This window comes from Paracidovorax cattleyae (assembly GCF_900104515.1).
Classification (GTDB): Bacteria; Pseudomonadota; Gammaproteobacteria; order Burkholderiales; family Burkholderiaceae_C; genus Paracidovorax; species Paracidovorax cattleyae.
The window spans coordinates 22,512-42,105 of the sequence record NZ_FNJL01000024.1; the positions used below are offsets into that span (position 1 = coordinate 22,512).

The 19,594-nt window shown below is 69.8% G+C and carries 11 protein-coding genes; 5 read left to right on the forward strand and 6 right to left on the reverse strand.

The genetic code is table 11. The features are described from left to right. Positions 1-48: 48 nt before the first annotated feature. From BLR05_RS18115 to nirB, 3 genes are all read right to left on the reverse strand, one after another. Positions 49-2,994 (reverse strand): nitrate reductase, encoded by a 2,946-nt coding sequence (locus BLR05_RS18115; RefSeq protein ID WP_092836907.1) that lies wholly within the window; start codon positions 2,992-2,994, stop codon positions 49-51. Positions 2,995-3,795: 801 nt separating this feature from the next. Then, the gene (nirD, locus tag BLR05_RS18120; RefSeq protein WP_092836909.1) at positions 3,796-4,185 is read right to left on the reverse strand and encodes a nitrite reductase small subunit NirD; all 390 of its coding nucleotides are present in this window, start codon (positions 4,183-4,185) and stop codon (positions 3,796-3,798) included. 57 nt (positions 4,186-4,242) lie between these two features. Continuing rightward, positions 4,243-6,720: a nitrite reductase large subunit NirB gene (nirB, locus tag BLR05_RS18125; protein WP_092836912.1), complete on the reverse strand. Its 2,478-nt coding sequence runs from the start codon at positions 6,718-6,720 to the stop codon at positions 4,243-4,245. A gap of 1,648 nt (positions 6,721-8,368) precedes the next feature. Between nirB and BLR05_RS18130 the strand changes: the two genes are divergently transcribed. The 5 genes from BLR05_RS18130 to BLR05_RS18155 all read left to right on the forward strand — a co-directional run bounded on the left by BLR05_RS18130 (position 8,369) and on the right by BLR05_RS18155 (position 13,388). Further along, entirely contained in the window at positions 8,369-8,617 is a 249-nt protein-coding gene (locus BLR05_RS18130; RefSeq protein WP_225978915.1) for a hypothetical protein, read from the forward strand. 193 nt (positions 8,618-8,810) lie between these two features. Next, positions 8,811-10,472 (forward strand): methyl-accepting chemotaxis protein, encoded by a 1,662-nt coding sequence (locus BLR05_RS26805; RefSeq protein WP_208606029.1) that lies wholly within the window; start codon positions 8,811-8,813, stop codon positions 10,470-10,472. Positions 10,473-10,496: 24 nt separating this feature from the next. Then, positions 10,497-12,020 carry a chemotaxis protein CheW gene (locus tag BLR05_RS18145; protein ID WP_092836915.1) on the forward strand — a complete coding sequence of 508 codons (1,524 nt, stop codon included), beginning with the start codon at positions 10,497-10,499 and terminating at the stop codon, positions 12,018-12,020. Continuing rightward, positions 12,013-12,840, forward strand: coding sequence for a CheR family methyltransferase (locus BLR05_RS18150; RefSeq protein WP_167361293.1), 828 nt, complete (start codon positions 12,013-12,015; stop codon positions 12,838-12,840). The genes BLR05_RS18145 and BLR05_RS18150 overlap by 8 nt, the downstream gene beginning before the upstream one ends. Next, positions 12,837-13,388, forward strand: coding sequence for a chemotaxis protein CheD (locus BLR05_RS18155; protein ID WP_092836922.1), 552 nt, complete (start codon positions 12,837-12,839; stop codon positions 13,386-13,388). The genes BLR05_RS18150 and BLR05_RS18155 overlap by 4 nt, the downstream gene beginning before the upstream one ends. On the opposite strand, the gene BLR05_RS18160 is transcribed toward BLR05_RS18155, so the two are convergent. From BLR05_RS18160 to BLR05_RS18170, 3 genes are read right to left on the reverse strand one after another with little or no spacing between them, the layout of a single operon-like run. After that, the gene (locus BLR05_RS18160; protein WP_092836925.1) at positions 13,337-14,911 is read right to left on the reverse strand and encodes a TolC family protein; all 1,575 of its coding nucleotides are present in this window, start codon (positions 14,909-14,911) and stop codon (positions 13,337-13,339) included. The genes BLR05_RS18155 and BLR05_RS18160 overlap by 52 nt on opposite strands. Continuing rightward, positions 14,908-18,117 carry an efflux RND transporter permease subunit gene (locus BLR05_RS18165; protein WP_092836928.1) on the reverse strand — a complete coding sequence of 1,070 codons (3,210 nt, stop codon included), beginning with the start codon at positions 18,115-18,117 and terminating at the stop codon, positions 14,908-14,910. Before BLR05_RS18165 ends, BLR05_RS18160 begins: the two co-directional genes overlap by 4 nt. 16 nt (positions 18,118-18,133) lie before the next feature. Next, the gene (locus tag BLR05_RS18170) at positions 18,134-19,474 is read right to left on the reverse strand and encodes an efflux RND transporter periplasmic adaptor subunit (protein ID WP_092836931.1); all 1,341 of its coding nucleotides are present in this window, start codon (positions 19,472-19,474) and stop codon (positions 18,134-18,136) included. Positions 19,475-19,594: the final 120 nt, after the last annotated feature.

The following is a 19,594-nucleotide window of genomic DNA, read 5'->3' on the forward strand; positions in this document are numbered from 1 at the left end:
CGGATGCCGCGGGGACGCGCATTCTCCCGTAATTCAGAGAACTTCCTGTTATATGGAGGACTCCGCGGCCGGCAAGGCCGCGATGTCGCGCACCATGCGGCGGAGTTCGGGCAGGCAGGAGCCGCACTGCGTGCCGCAGCCCAGCGCCGTCTGCAGCTGGCCCAGCCGCTCGGCATCGCCGCCGTGGCACCGGCCGAGCTGCGCGGCGATCGCCGCATCGCTTACGTTCATGCAGCTGCACACGGGGCGGCTGCGCGGCGGGGCGGGCGCGGCGCCGTCCGGGGCCTGCAGGCCGGGCGACAGCAACTGGCGGCCATAGCCCTGCACGGGCCGCTCTTCCTGCAGCAGGCCGCGCAGCCAGGCCTCTGCGCTGGTGTCTCCGGCCAGCAGCAGGGCGCCCAGCCGCAGTTCACGGCCACCGGGGGTATTGGTGCCGGGCCCTCCGTTATTACCGGGAGCGGTGTCGAGCCGCAGGGCCCGCCGCTGGCCACGCCGGGCGTCGGCATAGCGGAGCGTGTCGGCGCCACCCAGGCCGAGCAGGGCCTCGATGCGTGCCATCAGGGCATCGGGTGCGGGAGCGGTGCCGGCGGCCCGCAGCAGGACCCCGTGGCGCTCGCGTGCGGGCTCCGACAGGGGCGCGTTGTTGCCGAACGGCACGCAGACCGCGAAGGGGAAGCCGGCCAGCAGGCCTGCCAGGCGCGCGTGCACGCCCAGGGCCTCGTCCGCCGGCAGCCAGGCCATGCCGTAGAGCCGCCAGGGCAGGGCGGCCCGCTCGATGTGCACGGCCGCATGCTTGAGTTCGGGCTGCTTCGATGCCGGACAGAAGGCCGGCGAGGTGACGGCGTTCACGCCCAGGGCGGGAGGCCGCGCATCCATGCCGTCCGCGTTGCCATCCTGCGCGCCGGCGTGGCCGCAGAGCATCTCGCCGCCCCAGTGCATGGCAATGAAGGCCTGCGAGACACCCACGTCGGTGCTGGCCTGCACGGGCACGATGACCGCGCCCCGCCGGCTTTCCACCCGCACCAGCTCGCCTTCGGCGAGCCGGCGGCGCTCCATGTCCTGCGGGTGCAGCTGTACGCAGGGTTCGGGCGCGTGGCCGAAGAGGCGGCCCAGGGTGCCGGTGCGGCTCATGCCGTGCCACTGGTCGCGCAGGCGGCCGGTCGTGAGGCTGAACGGATAGCGGGCGCTGCGCGGCTCGGCGACGGGTTTCCAGGCGGCGGCAGCGAAGCGCGCGCGGCCGTCCGGCGTGGGGAAGATCCCGTCCTCGTAGAGGCGGGCGCGGCCCTGTGCGGCCCCTTCCGGAAACGGCCAGTGCTGTGGCCCCTGCAGGTCGATCAGCGCCCACGACAGACCGGTGATGTCCAGGTCGCGCCCGCGTGTGGTCTCGCGGTGCTCGTTCCAGATCGCCTCGGCCCCGGCCTCGGCGCAGCCGGTGTCGTAGGGGAACAGGCCGGCGCCTTCCGGGCGCAGCCGGGCCTGCAGCCTGCGCGCGAATTCCACTGCGATCGCCCAGTCGTGCCGGGCCTGCCCGGGAGGTGGCACGGCCGGCCGCACCCGCGAAATGCGGCGCTCGCTGTTGGTGACGGTGCCCGTCTTCTCGCCCCAGGTGGTGGCGGGCAGCAGCAGGTCGGCGTAGGCGCAGGTGGCCGTCGTGGAGAAGGCCTCCTGCACCACGACGAACTCCGCGCGTTCCAGTGCGCGGCGCACCGTGGCCTGGTCCGGCAGGCTCTGTGCGGGGTTGGTACAGGCGATCCACAGCGCGCGGATCTCCCCGTCGGCTGCGGCCTGGAACATCTCCACCGCCGTCCTGCCCGGCGTGGCGGGCACCTGGGGCACGCCCCAGAGCGCGGCCACCTCGGCGCGGTGCGCAGGGTTCGCCAGGTCGCGGTGGGCGGAGAGCAGGTTGGCCAGCCCCCCGACCTCCCGCCCGCCCATGGCATTGGGCTGGCCGGTGAGCGAGAAGGGGCCCGCGCCGGGCCGTCCGATCTGGCCGCAGGCGAGATGCAGGTTGACGAGGGCCGCGTTCTTGTCCGTGCCGTTGCTGCTCTGGTTGAGGCCCTGGCAGTAGAGGCTCAGCGTCGGGGCGCGTCCCCCGGCGTTGCCGGCGGGCGCATCGGCGCCGCCGAGCGCGAACCAGTGCGCGGCCGTGGCGAGCTGCGCCTCGGTGATGCCGCAGACCTCGGCCACGCGCGCGGGCGTGCAGTCGCGCACGGTGGCCTTGAGCGTCTCGAAGCCCGTGGTGTGGGCCGTGATATAGCTGGCATCCACCCAGCCCTCCCAGAGCATGAGGTGCAGCATGCCGTGGCAGAGCATGACGTCGGTGCCGGGCAGGATGGGCAGGTGCAGGTCGGCCATCGCCGCCGTTTCGGTGCGGCGCGGGTCGGCCACGATGATCTTCAGGCCCGGGTTCGCGGTCCGCGCGTCCTCGATCCGCCGGAAGAGGATGGGGTGCGCCCAGGCCGTGTTGCTGCCGGTGATGAACAGGCACTGCGCCAGCGCCAGGTCGTCATAGCAGGCCGGCGGCGCGTCCGCGCCCAGCGTGGCCTTGTAGCCCGCCACGGCGCTGCTCATGCACAGGCGCGAGTTGGTGTCGATGTTGTTGGTGCCGATCAGTCCCTTGGCCAGCTTGTTGAAGACATAGTAGTCCTCGGTGAGCAACTGGCCCGATACGTAGAACCCGACCGCATCGGGGCCATGGGCCTGGATGATGTCCGCGAACTTCCCGGCTGCCATGTCCAGTGCGGCATCCCAGCCGATGGGGCCCGGCGCCTGGCCGCGCCGTGTGCGGTGCAGCGGCGTGAGCAGGCGGGTCTGCAGGGTGACGGGCTGCGTGGCGGTGAGGTGCAGCGTGGAGCCCTTGGTGCAGAGGCGGCCGAAATTGGCGGGGTGGGTGGGGTCGCCGCGCACGCCGGTGATGCGGCCGCCGGCGGATTCGATGATGACGCCGCAGCCGGTGCCGCAGTAGGGGCAGGTGGAGTGGGTTTCTTTGTGCATGGCGGGGCGGCTGGAGTTTTTTTTGGGGGGCGGGGGCCGGGATGTGCGCCCGGCGGCGCACCTACTTTCTTTTGCTGCGCCAAAAGAAAGTAGGCAAAGAAAAGGCGAGCCCTGGTGTCTGCGTCCCCCTTCGCCCCGTGGGGGCGAAGGGGGCAGCCTGCGGTGCTCGGAGGCAAGGCGCGGCTGCGGAACTCGCTGCGCGCTGGCGCGCTCCGCTCGGACAACCGCAGCCAGTCAGATCACGAAGCAGGCGTGTCCTTCGGCACGCCTGCGCGCCTTGCCTCCTGCGCTCCTCGGCGCAGCCACGAGGGCGGGGTGCCGCATACGGGCCATTGCTTCGCTCGGCCCGGGGTGCGCGAGTGCGTTGCACCGCGCACCGTTTTTCCTGGGGCGGAGCGCTGGGGCTTTGGCCGAGCGCAGCGACGGCCTTGGGGCCGAGCAACGCGAAGGCCCGGGTCACCCCTTCTGGATGCGCCTGGGGCGCGCAGGGGGTGGGGTGGCGGGCGTGCCGCAGGACACGTCCGCTTCGTGAACTGACTTGCCGTGGTTGTCCGAGCGTAGCGCGCAAGCGCGCAGCGAGTTCCACGGCACACCCCACCCCCGAGCACCCCAGGTTGCCCCGTTCGCCCCTCGGGCGAACGGGGTCGCATCCAGCAGGGTCGCCCTTTCTTTGGTTACTTTCTTTCGGCGAAGCGAAAGAAAGTGACTCGCCCGCCGGGGCGAAATCCCGGCTCCGGAAAGAAGATCCACAGCACGGTGTCATGACGTCCAGAGCGTTGAGGGCAGATGCAGGCTGAAGCCTCATCCCACCGTCGCCACACCCCGCCTCACCGGCCCCGCCACCGGCCGCGTCTCCCCCACCGCATGCCCCGCGAGCTCGCCCGCATCCAGGAACACTTCCCCATCCTCCACCTTCACCGCGAACCGCGGCGTGCAGCCTTCGTCCGGCGCGGCGGCCTGTCCGTCGCACAGGCCGATGCTCCAGTTGTGCAGGGGGCAGGCGACGCTGCGGCCGAAGACGATGCCCTGCGAGAGCGGGCCGCCCTTGTGCGGGCAGCGGTCGAGGAGGGCGAAGACTTCTCCGGCGTCGTTGCGGAACACCGCGACGTCGAGCCCGTGCGGCCGGGCGACGCGGCGCGCGCCGAGCACGGGGATGTCGTCCACGCGGCAGATGGGGGTCCATTGGGTCATCGGGGGCCTCTCGCGGGTCTCGTGGGAATGGGGGGAAGGATCGGGACGGTCACGAAATCAACGGACCGTTGCGGCTGCATCTGCAGTTGCGGCGAGGGCCAGCGGGACGAACTGCCGCGTATCCACCGCGGCCTTGTCGAACTCGAACCAGGGGTCGGGCTCGCCGTCGAGCGCGAACTGCAGCTGGGCCCAGAGCGCCTTGCGGCCTGCGTGGTCTTCGAGGATGCGCTTCTTCACGTAGTCCAGGCCCACGCGGTTCACGTAGTGCACGGTGCGCTCCAGGTACCAGCCCTCCTGGCGGTAGAGCTCGCAGAAGGCGCCGGTGTATTCGAGCACTTCCTCGGCGGTCTTGAGCTTGGTGAAGAAGTGGGCCACCTCGGTCTTGATGCCGCCGTTGCCGGCGATGTACATCTCCCAGCCGGAATCCACGCCGATGATGCCCACGTCCTTGATGCCGGCCTCGGCGCAGTTGCGCGGGCAGCCGCTCACGGCGAACTTGACCTTGTGCGGGGCGTACATGCGCCACATCGCGCGCTCCAGGTCCTTGCCCATCCGGGTGCTGTCCTGCGTGCCCATGCGGCACCATTCGCTGCCCACGCAGGTCTTCACCGTGCGCAGCGCCTTGGCGTAGGCGTGGCCGCTGGGCATGCCGATGTCCTTCCAGACGTTGACGAGATCTTCCTTCTTCACGCCGAGCAGGTCGATGCGCTGGCCGCCCGTGACCTTCACGGTGGGGATGTTGTATTTGTCCACGGCATCGGCGATGCGGCGCAGTTCGTCGGCGGTGGTCTCGCCGCCCCACATGCGCGGAATCACGCTGTAGGTGCCATCCTTCTGGATGTTGGCGTGCGAGCGTTCGTTGATGGCGCGGCTCTGCGGGTCGTCCTTCGCCTCCTTGGGCCAGGTGCTGATCAGGTAGTAGTTCACCGCGGGCCGGCAGGTGGGGCAGCCGTCGGGTGTCTTCCACTCCAGAAATTTGAACACGTCCTGGATGGTGAGCAGGCGGTGCGTGCGGATCGCGTCGCGCACGGCCTGGTGGCCGTGGTCGGTGCAACTGCAGACGGCCTTGGTCCGGGGCGTGGCGGAGTAGTCGCCGCCCGCGGTGAACATGATGATCTGCTCCACCAGTCCGGTGCAGGAGCCGCAGCTCGCGCTGGCCTTGGTGTGCTTGCGCACGTCCTCCAGCGTGAACAGGCCCTTGTCCTTGATCGCCTTGCAGATGGCGCCCTTGGTCACGCCGTTGCAGCCGCAGACCTCGTCGGCGTCCTGCATGGCGGCGGCCTTGCTCTGGCCCTGGTGGCCGGTGTCGCCGAGGTGGGATTCGCCGAACATCAGCTTGTCGCGGATGTCGCCGATGGAGCGGCCCTCGCGCAGCAGCTTGAAGTACCAGCTGCCGTCCACGGTGTCGCCGTAGAGGCAGGCGCCCACCAGCTGGTCGCCGCGGATCACCAGCTTCTTGTACACGCCGCCGAAGGGATCGCTCATCACGATGTCCTCGGTGCCCTCGCCGCCCTGGAAGTTGCCGGCGGAGAACAGGTCGATGCCCGTCACCTTGAGCTTGGTGGAGGTGAGCGAGCCCTGGTAGCGCGCGATGCCGTACTCGGCCAGGTGGTTGGCCAGCACCTTGCCCTGCTCGAAGAGCGGCGCCACGAGGCCGTAGGCGATGCCGCGGTGCGCGGCGCATTCGCCCACCGCGTAGATGCGCGCGTCGGTCACCGTCTGCAGCGTGTCGCTGACCACGATGCCGCGGTTCACGTGCAGGCGCATGCTTTCGGCGAGCTGCGTGTTCGGGCGGATGCCCACGGCCATGACGACGAGCTGCGCGGGCACCTCCGTGCCGTCCTTGAAGCGCACGGCGGCCACGCGCCCCGAGGCATCGCCCACCAGTTCCTGGGTCTGCGCCTTCATGAGGAAGCCCATGCCGCGTTCCTCGAGGGATTTCTGCAGCATGCGGCCGGCCACGTCGTCGAGCTGGCGCTCCATGAGCCATTCGCTCGCGTGCACCACGGTAACGCGCATGCCGCGCTTCATGAGCCCGTTGGCGGCCTCCAGGCCGAGCAGCCCGCCGCCGATCACGACCGCGTCGCGGTAGATGGTGGCCGCGTCGATCATGGCCTGCGTGTCGGCGATGTCGCGGTAGGCCAGCACCCCCGAAAGTTGATTGCCGGGGATGGGCAGGATGAAGGGGTTGGAGCCGGTGGCGAGGATCAGCCGGTCGTAGGGCGCCTCGATGGCGCGGCCCCGGGCATCCGTGCCGCGCACGATGCGCCGGGTGCGGTCCACCTCCCGCACGGCGCAACCCGTGTGCAGGGTGATGCCGTTGTCCTCATACCAGGACCAGTCGTTGAGGACGATTTCCTCCAGCGTCTGCTCGCCGGCCAGCACGGGCGACAGCAGGATGCGGTTGTAGTTGGGGTGCGGCTCGGCGCCGAAGACGGTGATCTCGTACAGATCGGGCGCGATCTTCAGCAGTTCCTCGAGCGTGCGCACGCCGGCCATGCCGTTGCCCACCATCACCAATCTGGATTTCTTCATCGTGACCCCCAATGGGTGTTCGTGCCAAAAACAAAAAAGGCGTCCGCACAGAGCACAGGCCGTTGATTGTCAGCCTGCACCATCTGTGGGGACGCCTTCGTCCTGGCCGCCCCGTTTCCGCCATTGGAGGGGGCCAGCCATGTGACCGGCATTGGTCACGGGAACGCTTTAGCAATGTGCGTGCCAGGTCGGGGCAGGGGCCGAGGGTTGATGTGAAATCGGCCACAGGGAACATCAAACCAAGGAAATTTGCTATTGTTTTTGTAGTGAATTGCGGCTGGTACTGTGCGGTGGTGGGGCGGGCGCGAACCGCCCTGGTGCGTGGTGCCCAGCCCGGTGCATCACGACGGCAACGCGCGGATCGTGCCACGGCTGCTTCGGCTACCTGGCCAACGCATCGCCTTTTTTATTCCAGTAGATGGAGCGCGCGACACACTGGTGGTATCTACTTTCTAAAGGAACCTATATGGGATGTATCAACAGCACACAGCGCCACTCCAGCCCGATTTACACCCCCGCAGCGCACACCCCCGCCGCCACCCCGGAGAACCGAACGCCGGCGCGACACGATTCGCCGTATGGAGGCCCCAGGGGGGGGCGGGTGAGTGCGGGGGGATCATCAGCCCCTCGTAGCCCGCTGCAGGTGAGGGATGGAACCGTGCGAGGCGCTGCACAAACCCTTCGGCAGCAGCGGACTAACATAGAGGCCCTGCTGGAACACGCGCGTCAGTATCCTAGTGACAGAGGGATGCAGACAGTTGTAAGGCGAGGCGAGCGATTGAGTAACAGAATCCAGAGCTATCTCTCCGGTGTAGGACGCCCAGTGGGGCCTGACGATGTGAGAGAAACATTGCAGCAACTGACCCAAACCGTGAGCGCGCACCGTTCCGAGGTCGCTGCGGCCATGGTTGCCAATGATAGCGAGAGCGAGAGCGAGAGCGGCGCGGCCTACGGGGCTTCGTCTTCGCATTACCAGCCCTCCGGACTCCAGGACCAGTCGACCGTTTTCTATCCGGGGTACGGCCATGGATACGGGGGATTGCTTCGTTAGAGCGTTTGCCATCCGCAGAGCCGGTGGTGGCGGGTCGCCACCTGCTTCGGGATGAAGGTCCCGGGCCGCCCCTCCATGATTCACGCCATGCAGAGGGGATGCCAGGCCCGGCCTGGCTATGACCCGCGGACCATCCTGTTCCGCACCGAGTCCACCTGCACGGTGCCGCCCGCCAACCCCAACGGTCCGGCGCCGCTCGCCCCTTCGGCCGCAGGCGAATCGCCTCGCGGCCACGCCCCGATCATCCGGGCGTGCCACGGAGCCTTCCTGATCGGCCTGTCATGCGGCCGGGACCACGCTGGTCCCGGGGCATCGCCGAGCGGGCGCGAAGCGCCTGAATGCGTGAGGAAACATGCCGGACGCATCTGGATTTCGCATACCGGCGCTCTCGTTCACCGGGCGGCCGGTGGTCGCGCCGATGTGCATGCACCCTCCACGGCATCGATATTTCCCGGAGAGGAGCCTGAGATGAGCCTGCAGAACGCCGCTGCCCAGATGGGCACGCTGCCCGCCCCACCCGCCGCGCTTCGATACCGATTGCTTCGTCGTCGTGCCCCTGCAGCCCGGTAAGGTGCGCCAACTGCTGGAGGTGCTGCGGTGCGATCCACCGCTGGCAGAGCAATTGCTCTGGCTGCCGGCACGGCCATCGTCCGGGGCCTCGTGGAGCGGGCGCGTGCCGCCTGCATCGGCGCGGTGATCGCCCGGCACAGCCTGGAGGGCATCGACGTGGAGGTGCTCTGCGCGTCGCAGTTCTTCGGGCAGGGGGTGGCCGACGAGGCCGGCGAGCCCACGATGGCGTGGCTGGATGACGCGATGGAGGTGACGCTCCTGCCCCTGGACATCTGAACGCCGTACGTGCTGGCGACGGGCAGTGGCCCTGTCGCGGGGTGTAGGACAAACCCCCAAGCTGTAATCACTTGTAGCAATTTGTGAGATATTACCGGTTGATCCCGTTCGGGATGCATGCCATGCAGGTAAATGTCGCAAAAATGACAAGTCATTGCATGGGAATTTGTCAATACCAAATTATGGAAATTCCATGTCCGATCTGCCCACGACCGCCGCCACCCCCTCGCAGCAGCCTTCCACGCTCGAGCAGGAATTGGCGGAAGCCCTCACCCGTTTCGATCTGGTGAACAAGAGCGCCAGCGAGGGCCTCTGGGACATGCGCTATCCGGCCGATGGCAACGTGGAGCCGGGCACGCCGTTCTGGTGGTCCGATCAATTCCGCAAGCTGCTGGGCTACCAGGACGAGAGCGACTTCCCGAACGTGCTCGACAGCTGGGGTTCGCTGCTGCATCCCGAGGACAGCGGCCCGACCTTCGACGCGTTCGCCGCCCACCTGACCGACAGGACGGGCAAGACACCGTACGACCGCGAGTACCGCTGCAAGGTGCGCTCGGGCGAGTACCGCTGGTTCCGCGCGCGCGGCACCACGCTGCGCGATGCGGAGGGCAACCCGCTGCGCGTGGCCGGTTCGCTCAAGGACATCACGGACGAAAAGAAGCAGAAGGAAGAACTGGATGGCGCGCTGATCCGCTTCGACCTGGTGAACCAGAGCGCCAGCGAGGGCCTGTGGGACATGGCATACCCGGCCGACGGCAACGTGCAGCCGCAGACGCCGTTCTGGTGGTCCGACCGGTTCCGCATGCTGCTGGGCTACCAGGACGAGAGCGACTTCCCGAACGTGCTCGACAGCTGGGGCTCGCTGCTGCACCCCGAGGACAAGGATCCGACGTTCGAGGCCTTTGCCGCGCACCTGATGGACAAGACGGGCAAGACGCCCTACGACCTCGAGTACCGCTGCAAGGTGCGCTCGGGCGAGTACCGATGGTTCCGGGCGCGCGGCACGACGCTGCGTGATGTGCAAGGCAGTCCGCTGCGCGTGGCCGGTTCGCTCAAGGACATCCATGAGGAGAAGCGGCGGGCCGAGGACCTCGACAAGTCCATCGGCTCCCTCGTCGGGAGCCTGTCGGAGCAGACCCGCGGCATCCTCGGCAAGTCGGGCGCGGTGGCGACCGGTGCCCAGGCCCTGTGCGCGACCACCGAGGAAATGAACGCCTCGATCGAGGAGCTCACGGCGTCGATCCACTCCATCGCCCAGAATGCGAAGGGCACGGACGCCGTCGCGCGCCACACGCAGGAAGAGGCGGAGCAGGGCGCCCAGGCGATCAACAAGGCGATCGAGTCGATGGAAGTGCTCGGCCGCTCGTCGGAAGACATGTCGGAGATCGTCAAGGTCATCAGCGAGATCGCGAGCCAGACGAACATGCTGGCGTTCAACGCGGCCATCGAGGCTGCCCGCGCGGGCGAGCACGGCCTGGGCTTTTCCGTGGTGGCCGACGAGGTGCGCAAGCTGGCCGAGCGCTCGTCGCAGGCAACGAAGGAAATCTCCAAGCTGATCAACGGCTCGGTGAAGCTCATCGTCCAGGGCAGCGACGTGTCCAGGCAGGCCGGCGATGCCTTCACGAAGATCGTCAAGAGCATCCGCCAGACCGGCCAGGCGATTTCCGAAGTGTCGAGCGCCGCGGAAGAACAGCTCGGCGCGGTCAAGATGATCGGCGACGCCATCCAGCACATCGCCGAGGAAACCGAGAAGTCGGCCTCCGCCTCCGAGGGCATCGACATGGCGTGCCGCGATCTCGACGGCGGGGCGCAGCGCCTGGCCGCGGCCTTCGCCGGTTTCAAGGCCAAGGGCTGATCCGCCCGGCAGAGGAGAGCCACCTTGAGCCATCCGCAAGACACCGCGCCTGTTCTCCCGGCCCCAGCCGGGCAGGCTGCGGTCTATGCCTCCTTCACGCTGGGCGACGAGGAGTTCGCCATCGACGTCCGGCACGTGCAGGAAGCCGTCAACCTGCCCGGCAGGATCGTTTCCATGCCGCTGGCGCCCGACTTCGTGGTGGGCGTGTTCAACCTGCGCGGCACCATCGTGCCCATGCTCGACATGCGGCGCCTGCTGGGGCTGGGCGCCGCCGACGACCCCGCAGGCGCCAAGGTGGTGATCGTCCAGCACCTCGGCGTCCGCCTGGGGCTGATGTTCGACGACACCCGGCGCGTGATGCGCCCGCGCGGCGACGAGCAGGCATTGTTCGGCTACCAGGACCATTCCACCCACCGCGTGGTGGCCGGCGTGCTCAAGGTCGGGGGCGAGCTCGTGCGCGTGCTCGATCTCGACCGGCTGGTGGCGATCGAGAACGTGCCCCGGGCCGGCACCGCCACGGGGGAGGGCGTTGCCTCCCGGGCCAAGCGCAACCGCACGCGCTGCATCACCTTTCGGGTGGGCGACCTGCTGCTGGGCTTCGCCATCCACGGGGTGCACGAGATCGTGCAGGCCCGGGGCATCGAACGCTCGCCGGTGCAGGACGCGCTGTGCGCGGGCGTGATGCACATCCGGGACGACGTGGTTCCGGTGGTGCGCTTCGGGGACCTGCTGCAGACCGGTGCCGGCACGGACGGCGACGATTCCGGCGGACAGCGAGTCGTCGTGCTCCAGGCCGGAGCGATGCACGTCGGCCTGCTGGTGGACAGCGTGGAGGCGATCGTCGCCTATTCCGAGGACGACGTGATGCATGTGCCCGTGCTGACGCGCCACCGCGCCAGCATGTTCGCGGGCTGTCTGGACCTGGGCGAACGGGGCCACGTGTTCCTGCTCGACAGCCAGGGGGTGCTGGACCACGGCGAGATCGGCCGCATCTCCGGCCAGCACAGCAGCCTGTTCGCTTCACGGGACCGGACGGCCCGCGCCGCGGAGCGGCACGCGGGCGTGCGCCAGTCCTTCCTGTGGTTCGACTCCCGGCAGGCCTTCGGCCTGCCGATGCAGGACGTGCGTGAAATCATCGATTGCGGCGACGGTCTGATCCCGGTGCCGGGCGCACCCGGCTTCGTCTCGGGCATGTACAACCTGCGCGGCAAACTGGTGACGGTGGTGGATGTCCGCCGCTACTACCAGCTGGGCGAGCCCGGGCCCCAGGACGTGCTCGAGCCGAAGGTGGTGGTGCTGCAGCAGGGCGACACCCTGCTGGGGCTGCAGGTGGACCGGGTGCGCAGCATCGTGCACATCGATGCCGCGGGCAAATACCCCATTCCCTCGCTGATGCGCAATGCACTGACCCCCCGCACGCGCCACCACGTCTCCGAGGTGCTGGAAACGCAGGGCGAGGGCGGCACGCCCACCCATGTGCTGACGCTGGATGCCGCCCGCATTTTCGCGTCCATCGGCGAGCTGGAGGCCGAGATGGCCGATGCCTGAGTTCGGGGACATGGACGGCGCGACCCTGCTGCGGCTGCTGCAGCGGGTGCGCGGGCACACCGGCATCCACATGGTCGAGGCCAAGAAGACCATGCTGCAGGCCCGGCTGCGCCCGCGCATGCGCCACCTGGGCATCGATTCCTACGCCGGATACGTGGAGCACCTGGACCGCAACGAGGACGAGCGCCAGCCCTTCGTCGATGCGGTGACGACCCACCAGACCTCCTTTTTTCGCACGCCCAAGGTCTGGCAGTACTTCCGCGACGTATTCCTGCCCAAGTGGGTCGAAGAGGGATGGGGACGGCCGCTGCGCGTATGGTCGGCCGCGGCCTCCACGGGCGAGGAGGCCTGCACGATCGCGATCTGCTGCGAGGAGGTGCGCCGCCGGCAACCCGGGTTCTCCTACGAAATCCTGGGGACGGACATCAGCACCGACGTGCTGGCGCATGCGCGCGCGGGCCGGTACGCGGGGGCGTCCGTGGCGGCGTTCCGGGCGGGCCACCCCGAGATCTTCGAGCGCTACGACGCCGCACGGCGGCCCGGGCAGTTCATGCTGGATGACGCCGTGCGGCGCTGCATCGCCTTCGAGCCGCACAACCTGATGGAGCCGGCGCCGTGGCAGGAGCGTTTCGACGTGGTGTTCCTGCGCAATGTGCTGATCTACTTCACCGCCGACGACATCCGCGGCGCCGTCCGCCACCTCGCGCCGTCGCTGCGCCGGCACGGCAAACTGGTGATCGGCGAGTCGGAATCGCTGACGTCCATGGACGTGCCCTTCCAGTTCGTGCAGCCGCAGATCTACGAAAGCGTGGCGGCATGACGGAGCGCGCCGAGCAGGTCCACGTGCGCATGGGCGAACTGGCCCTGGGGCGCAGCCCCGAGTTGCTCAAGGCCACGCTGGGCTCGTGCGTCGGCATCGCGCTGCTCTGGAAATCCCGCGGCCTCTATGCCCTGGCGCACTGCCTGCTGCCCTGCGCCCCCGTGGCGTACCCGCCGGCCGGGGCGCGCTACGTGGACCAGGCCGTGGATGCGATGCTGCAGCGCCTGCAGGCCGGGCCGGGGGATTGCGCGCAGATCGAGGCCCATCTGGCGGGGGGCGCCAGCATGCGGGAGGGCGCCGCCGGTGCCGGGCGCGTGCCGCTGGTCGGGGCGCTCAATGCCGAGGCCGCTCTGCGGCTGCTGCAGGCCCGGAACATCGCCGTGCATTCGAGCGACACCGGCGGCACGTGCGCGCGCCAGATGCGCCTGGACTGCGCCGCTGCGACGGTCAGCGTCATCCGCGTCGCGGCGCCGCAAGGGGGGCCGCAGGGGCGCCATCACGGCCTGCCGGCGTCCGGCTCCTCGCCCCATCCGCCGAGCACCTTGTAGAGCGTGACCCGGTTGGACTGGTCGGCCAGCTGTACGCCGATCAGCCCCTGCTGCGCGGTGTAGAGCGAGCGCTGCGCATCCAGCACGGCCAGGTAGCTGTCGGCGCCCAGCCGCCACCGGGCGAGGGTCAGGTCGAGCGCGCGCTGGCTGGAATCCACGAGGGATTGCTGCGCCTGCAGGCGCTCCTGCAGCGTGGCGCGCTCGGCCAGTGCGTCCGCCGCTTCGCGGAAGGCCGTCTGCACGGTCTTTTCGTACTGGGCGACGGCGGTTTCCTGTGCGACCTCGGCCACGCGCAGGTTGGCCCGGTTGCGTCCACCGTCGAAGATCGGCAGGCGGATCTGGGGCGCGAAGCTCCAGGTGCCGTTGCCCGCGCCGAAGAGGCCCGACAGTTCGTTGCTCGCCGTGCCCACGCTGGTGGTGAGCGTGAGCGAAGGGAAGAACGCCGCGCGCGCCGCGCCGATATTGGCGAACGAGCCCCGCAGCGAGCGCTCGGCCGCCTGCACGTCCGGGCGGCGCAGCAGCGTCGAGGACGGCAGCGAGCCCGCGGGCACCGCCAGGGCCTGCGCCACGGACACCGTGGGCCGCTGCCAGCGCGCCGGATCGGGGCTGCCGGCGCGGGCGCCGCCCGGTGTGGCGGCCTCGGCCTCCGCGGGCGGCGGCGCCAGCGCCTCCAAGGCCGCCGGCGGCAGCAGGGCATCGTCCACGGGGCGTCCCACCAGCAGGTGGAGCGCGTTGCGATCCTTGGCGAGCTGGGTGGCGGCACTGGCGAGGTCGGCGCGCGCCGTATCGACCGTCGCCTGTGTCTGCGTGAGCGTGAGGCCCGAGGTGGCCCCCTGTTCATAGCTGCGCCGCGCCAGGGCGAGCGACTGCGACCGGGTGCGCAGCGTCTCGCGCGCGAGCAGCAGGCGGCGCGCGTCGGCGTCGAGCGCGAGCCAGGCGCCGGCCACGTCGGACACCAGGCTCAGGCGCACGCTGCGCGCGTTATCGCCCACGCGCAGGAATTCCTGCAGCGCGGCATCGTTGAGGTTGCGGATCCGGCCGAAGAAGTCGATCTCGTAGCTCGTGAACCCGATCTGGGCGCTGTACTGGGCGGTGGTATTGGCGCGGCCGGCGGCGGTGAGGTCGTCGGCCGTGCGCGCACGCGTTCCCGCACCCGTGGCGGCCACGGTGGGGAAGAGGTCCGCGCGGCTCACGCCGTACTGGGCCCGGGCGCGCTCGATGGCCAGCACCGCCACGCGCAGGTCGCGGTTGGCTTCCAGCGATTGCGTGATCACGCTGCGCAGCCGCGGCTCCGTGATGAACGATTCCCAGGGGCCCAGGCCGATGTCCGGCGCGTCTGTCAACGCCACGCTGTCGGTGCCGCGGTCGGACGGGGTGCCGACCGCCTCCGGCACGGGGAGCGCGGGCTTCCAGAAGGGCGGCGCGAGGTTGGTGCAGCCCGCCGCGAGCAGCGCGGCGGCCAGGGCCGCCCCGGCAGGGAGGCGCGGGCATAGAGGGGCCAGGGAGAAGTGCGCGCGCGTCATGCGGAGGCTCCGGGAGCAGGGCTGGAGGGCGGGGTGCCGTCGTTGCCCGCGGGCGGGTGCGCCGCGGCGGGCTCGGCACGCGCACCGCGCCGGGCGAAGAAGCTGCGGATCAGCACGAAGAACACGGGCACGAAGAACACGCCCAGCACGGTGGCCGCCACCATGCCGCCCAGCACCGCGGTGCCGATCGCCTGCCGTCCCCCCGCGCCCGCGCCGGTGCCGATGGCCAGCGGCAGCACGCCGAAGCCGAAGGCCAGCGAGGTCATGAGGATGGGCCGCAGCCGCAGCCGCACGGCTTCGAGCGTGGCGTCGATCACGCGGCGCCCGGCCGCCTGCAGCTGGGTGGCGAATTCCACGATCAGGATGGCGTTCTTGGAGGCCAGCCCCACGGTGGTCAGCAGGCCCACCTGGAAATACACGTCATTCGACATCCCGCGGATGCCGATGCCCAGCAGCGCCCCGACGATGCCCAGGGGCACCACCAGGATCACCGAGAACGGCACCGACCAGCTCTCGTAGAGCGCAGCCAGGCACAGGAACACGAACAGGATGGAGATCGCGTACAGCAGCGGCGCCTGCGAGCCCGAGAGCCGCTCCTGGTAGGAGGCTCCCGTCCATTCGTAGCCGATGCCCGGGGGCATCTGCTTCATGATTTCGTCGATCGCGCCCATGGCCGCGCCGGAACTGACGCCCGGGGCCGCATCGCCCACGAACTCGTAGCTGGGGCTGCCGTTGTAGCGCTGCAGCTGGGGCGAGCCGTAGGTCCAGTAGGTGCTGGAGAAGGCCGAGAACGGCACCATCTGGCCCTGGTTGTTGCGCACCGTCCAGGGGCCGATGTCCTGCGGCAGCATCCGGAAGGGCGCATCGCCCTGCATGTACACGCGCTTGACCCGGCCCTTGTTCAGGAAGTCGTTCACGTAGGTGCCGCCGATGGCGCTGGATAGCGTGCTGTTGATGTCCGCGGTGGCCAGGCCCAGGGCGCCGGCCTTGGCATCGTCGATGGTCACGCCCAGCTGGGAGGTGTCGTCGGGGTTGTTGGCGCGCAGGTTGGAGACCTCGTGGCGGTCGCGCGCGAGCTGCAGCACCTTGTCGCGCGCCGCCACCAGCGCCTCGTGCCCCAGGCCGTTCAGGTCCTTGAGCTGGAAGTTGAAGCCTGCATTGGCCCCCAGGCCGCGCACGGCCGGCGGCAGCACCACGAAGATGCGCGCATCGCGGATCTGGCGCAGGTCGCGGGTGGCCTTGCGGGCGATCGCGTCGGCGCTCTGCTCGGGCCGCGGGCGCTCGCTCCAGTCCTTCAGCCGCACGAAGCCGCGCGCGGAACTCTGGTCGCCGTTGGCGCCGGTGATGGAGTTGAAGCTCACCACGTCGGGCTGCGCCGCGAAGTACTTCTGCACCTCGGCCATCACGGCCTGCAGGCGCGTGTTGGAGGAGCCCGCGGGCAGCGTGATCTGCACCTGCACCGCGCCCTGGTCTTCGTTGGGCAGGAACGAGGTGGGCAGGCGCATGAACAGCACGGCCATGCCGCCCACGATCAGCGCGTAGATCAGCATCATGCGGCCGCCCCGGCGAACTATGCGGCCCACGCCGCGCTGGTAGCTGTCGGCCGTGCGGTCGAAGCGGTGGTTGAAGCCCGCGAAGAAGCGGTCCACCCAGCCCAGCGGCCCGCGCCGCGGCGCGCCGGCGTGCGGGCTGTGCGTGCCCTTCGGGATCGGTTTGAGCAGCGTCGCGCAGAGCGCGGGCGTGAGCGTCAGGGCCACCAGCACCGACAGCACCATGGCCGAGACGATGGTGATGGAGAACTGCCGGTAGATCACGCCCGTGGAGCCGCCGAAGAAGGCCATGGGAATGAACACCGCCGACAGCGTGAGCGCGATGCCCACCAGGGCCGGCGTGATCTCGGCCATGGACTTGCGCGTGGCCTCCTTCGGCGGCAGGCCCTCCTCGCTCATCACGCGCTCGACGTTCTCCACCACCACGATGGCGTCGTCCACCAGCAGGCCGATGGCCAGCACCATGCCGAACATGGTCAGGGTGTTGATGGAGTAGCCCGCGGCCGACAGCACGCCGAAGGTGCCCAGCAGCACCACCGGCACGGCGATGGCCGGGATCAGCGTGGCGCGGAAGTTCTGCAGGAAGAGGTACATCACCAGCACCACGAGGGCCATGGCTTCCACCAGCGCCTTGATGACCTCCTCGATGGAGGCTTCCACGAAGGGGGTGGTGTCGTAGCTCGTGAAGGGCTTGAGCTGGTAGGGGAAGAAGGGACGCAGCTCGGCGACCTTGGCGTTCACCGCCTCGGCCACCGCCATGGCGTTGGCGCCGTCGGCCAGCACCACGCCCATGCCCGCGCCGGGCTGGCCGTTCAGCCGCGAGGTGATGGTGAGGTTGTCCGCGCCCAGCTCGATGCGCGCCACGTCCTTCAGGCGCACGATCGAGCCGTCGGTCGCGACCTTCAGGACGATGTTCTCGAACTCCTCGCGGCTCTGCAGCTTGCTGCGCGCGGTGATGGTGGCGTTGAGCTGCTGCTGGCCCACGGCGGGCAGGGCGCCCAGCTGCCCGGCCGAGACCTGCGCGTTCTGCGCATTGAGCGCGCTGCCCACGTCGGAGGGCATGAGCGCGTATTTCTCGAGCCTGGCCGGGTCCATCCACACGCGCATGGCGTAGCCCGTGCCCAGGGTGGCCACGTCGCCCACGCCGTCGATGCGGCTGATCACGTCCACCAGGTTGCTGGAGATGTAGTCGCCGATGTCCACCTGCGTGACCGACGGGTCGGGCGAGGTGAAGGTGACGATCATCAGGTAGTCGTTGCCGCCCTTGGTGACGGTGACGCCGCGGCTCTGCACGGCCGGGGGCAGGCGCGACATGGCCTGCTGCAGCTTGTTCTGCACCTGCACCTGGGCCACGTCGATGTTGGTGCCGGCATTGAAGGTGAGCGTGGTGCGCGAATTGCCCGAGGCGTCGCTGGTCGAGCCCATGTAGATGAGGTTGTCCAGCCCCTTGAGCTGCTGCTCGATCACCTGCGTGACCGATTCCTCCACCGTCTTGGCGGAGGCGCCGGTGTAGGTGGCGCTGATGGACACCCGTGGCGGCGCGATGTCGGGGTACTGCTCCAGCGGCAGGTTGCGGATCGACATCGCGCCCGCGAGCATGATGACGATGGCGATGACCCACGCGAAGATGGGCCGGTTGATGAAGAACTGGGCCATGGGGCGCGCTCCTGCGTCAGCGCGAGGCCGCCGGGGCCTGGGCAGAGGCCGGGGCCGCTGGCGATGAGGCCCTGGCCGACGCGGGCGCCGCGCCCTGCGGCGGGATCTTCACCTCCACGGCCTTGACGGCGTCGCCCGGCTGGATGCGCTGCAGCCCGTCCACGACGATGCGGTCGCCGGCCGCGAGGCCCGCCGTGGCCGCCCAGCGGTTGCCCACGGCCGCGCCCACCTGGATGGCGCGGCGCTCCACCTTGTCCTGCGCGTTGGCCACCAGCACGCTGGCATTGCCGGCCGCGTCGCGCGTCACGCCCTGCTGGGGCACGAGCAGGGCCTGCTCGTTCACGCCGGTCTCCAGCACCGCCCGCACGTACATGCCGGGCATCAGCAGGCCGTCCGGATTGGGCACCACGCCGCGCAGCGTGACCGCGCCGGTCGTGGGGTTCACCGTGATGCCGCTGAACTGCAGCCGGCCGGCGTGGGCATAGGTGCTGCCGTCCTCGAGCTTGAGCCGCATGCGCGCCTGGCCCTCGCCGGCGCGCTGCAGCCGGCCCTGGGCCAGCTCGGTCTTCCAGCGCAGCACGTCGGTGCTCGACTGGGTGACGTCCACGTAGAGCGGATCGACCTGCGAGACGGTGGTGAGGGCCGTGGTCTGGTTGGCCGTGACCAGCGCGCCGGGCGTGACGCTCGACGTGGTCGTGCGGCCGGAGATGGGCGACTGGATGCGCGCATAGCCCAGGTTGATGCGCGCGGTGGCCACCGCGGCGCGGGCCACGGACACGTCCGAGCGCGACTGCTGTGCCGCGGCCTGGCTGTCGTCCGCCACCTGCCGGCTCACGGCCTCGATCTTCGCCAGCTCGGCGTTGCGGCGCGCGTTCGATTCCGCCGATGCGGCCGTGGCCTGGGCCCGGCTGAGCGAGGCCTCGGCACTGGCGAGCGCCGCCTCCAGCGGCGCCGGATCCAGCTGGTAGAGCGCCTGACCCGCCTTCACCTCCGCGCCTTCCGTGAACAGGCGCTTCTGCACGATCCCGCCCACCTGCGGCCGGATCTCGGCCACGAGGTAGGCATTGGTACGCCCGGGCAACTCGGTGGTGACCGACTGGCGCTCGGGCTGCAGGGTGACCACGCCCACTTCCACGGGGCCGCGCGGCGCGGGCGCGGGGGCCTTGTCGGAGCAGCCGGCCAGGGCCAGGCCGATGCCCAGCACCAGCCACAGCGCGCGGCCCCCGCGGTCCCCGGAGCCGCGGCCGCTTTCCGGCGCGGCGGCGCCGGGGCAGGGCGGCCTTGCGGGCGGAAAAGGGAAGGCGGAAGCGGAGGGAGCGGAAAAGCGGCGGGCGGAGCAGGAGGGCGAGGAATTCATGGCGGGCGCTGCTGGGAGAACCATGCATTCTCACCGCCGAATGAAAACGGCTTGTGAAGCGTGGCCGTCCAAGCGACGGCATTCCGTTACTGCGGCCCCGGGGGGGGGGGGGGGGGGGGG

Coding starts and splice junctions, on each gene's coding strand:
- BLR05_RS18115 (WP_092836907.1), bottom strand. CDS start 2,994: ATGCACAAAGAAACCCACTCCACCTGCCCCTACTGCGGCACCGGCTGC.
- nirD (WP_092836909.1), bottom strand. CDS start 4,185: ATGACCCAATGGACCCCCATCTGCCGCGTGGACGACATCCCCGTGCTC.
- nirB (WP_092836912.1), bottom strand. CDS start 6,720: ATGAAGAAATCCAGATTGGTGATGGTGGGCAACGGCATGGCCGGCGTG.
- BLR05_RS26805 (WP_208606029.1), top strand. CDS start 8,811: ATGTCCGATCTGCCCACGACCGCCGCCACCCCCTCGCAGCAGCCTTCC.
- BLR05_RS18150 (WP_167361293.1), top strand. CDS start 12,013: ATGCCTGAGTTCGGGGACATGGACGGCGCGACCCTGCTGCGGCTGCTG.
- BLR05_RS18155 (WP_092836922.1), top strand. CDS start 12,837: ATGACGGAGCGCGCCGAGCAGGTCCACGTGCGCATGGGCGAACTGGCC.
- BLR05_RS18160 (WP_092836925.1), bottom strand. CDS start 14,911: ATGACGCGCGCGCACTTCTCCCTGGCCCCTCTATGCCCGCGCCTCCCT.
- BLR05_RS18165 (WP_092836928.1), bottom strand. CDS start 18,117: ATGGCCCAGTTCTTCATCAACCGGCCCATCTTCGCGTGGGTCATCGCC.
- BLR05_RS18170 (WP_092836931.1), bottom strand. CDS start 19,474: ATGAATTCCTCGCCCTCCTGCTCCGCCCGCCGCTTTTCCGCTCCCTCC.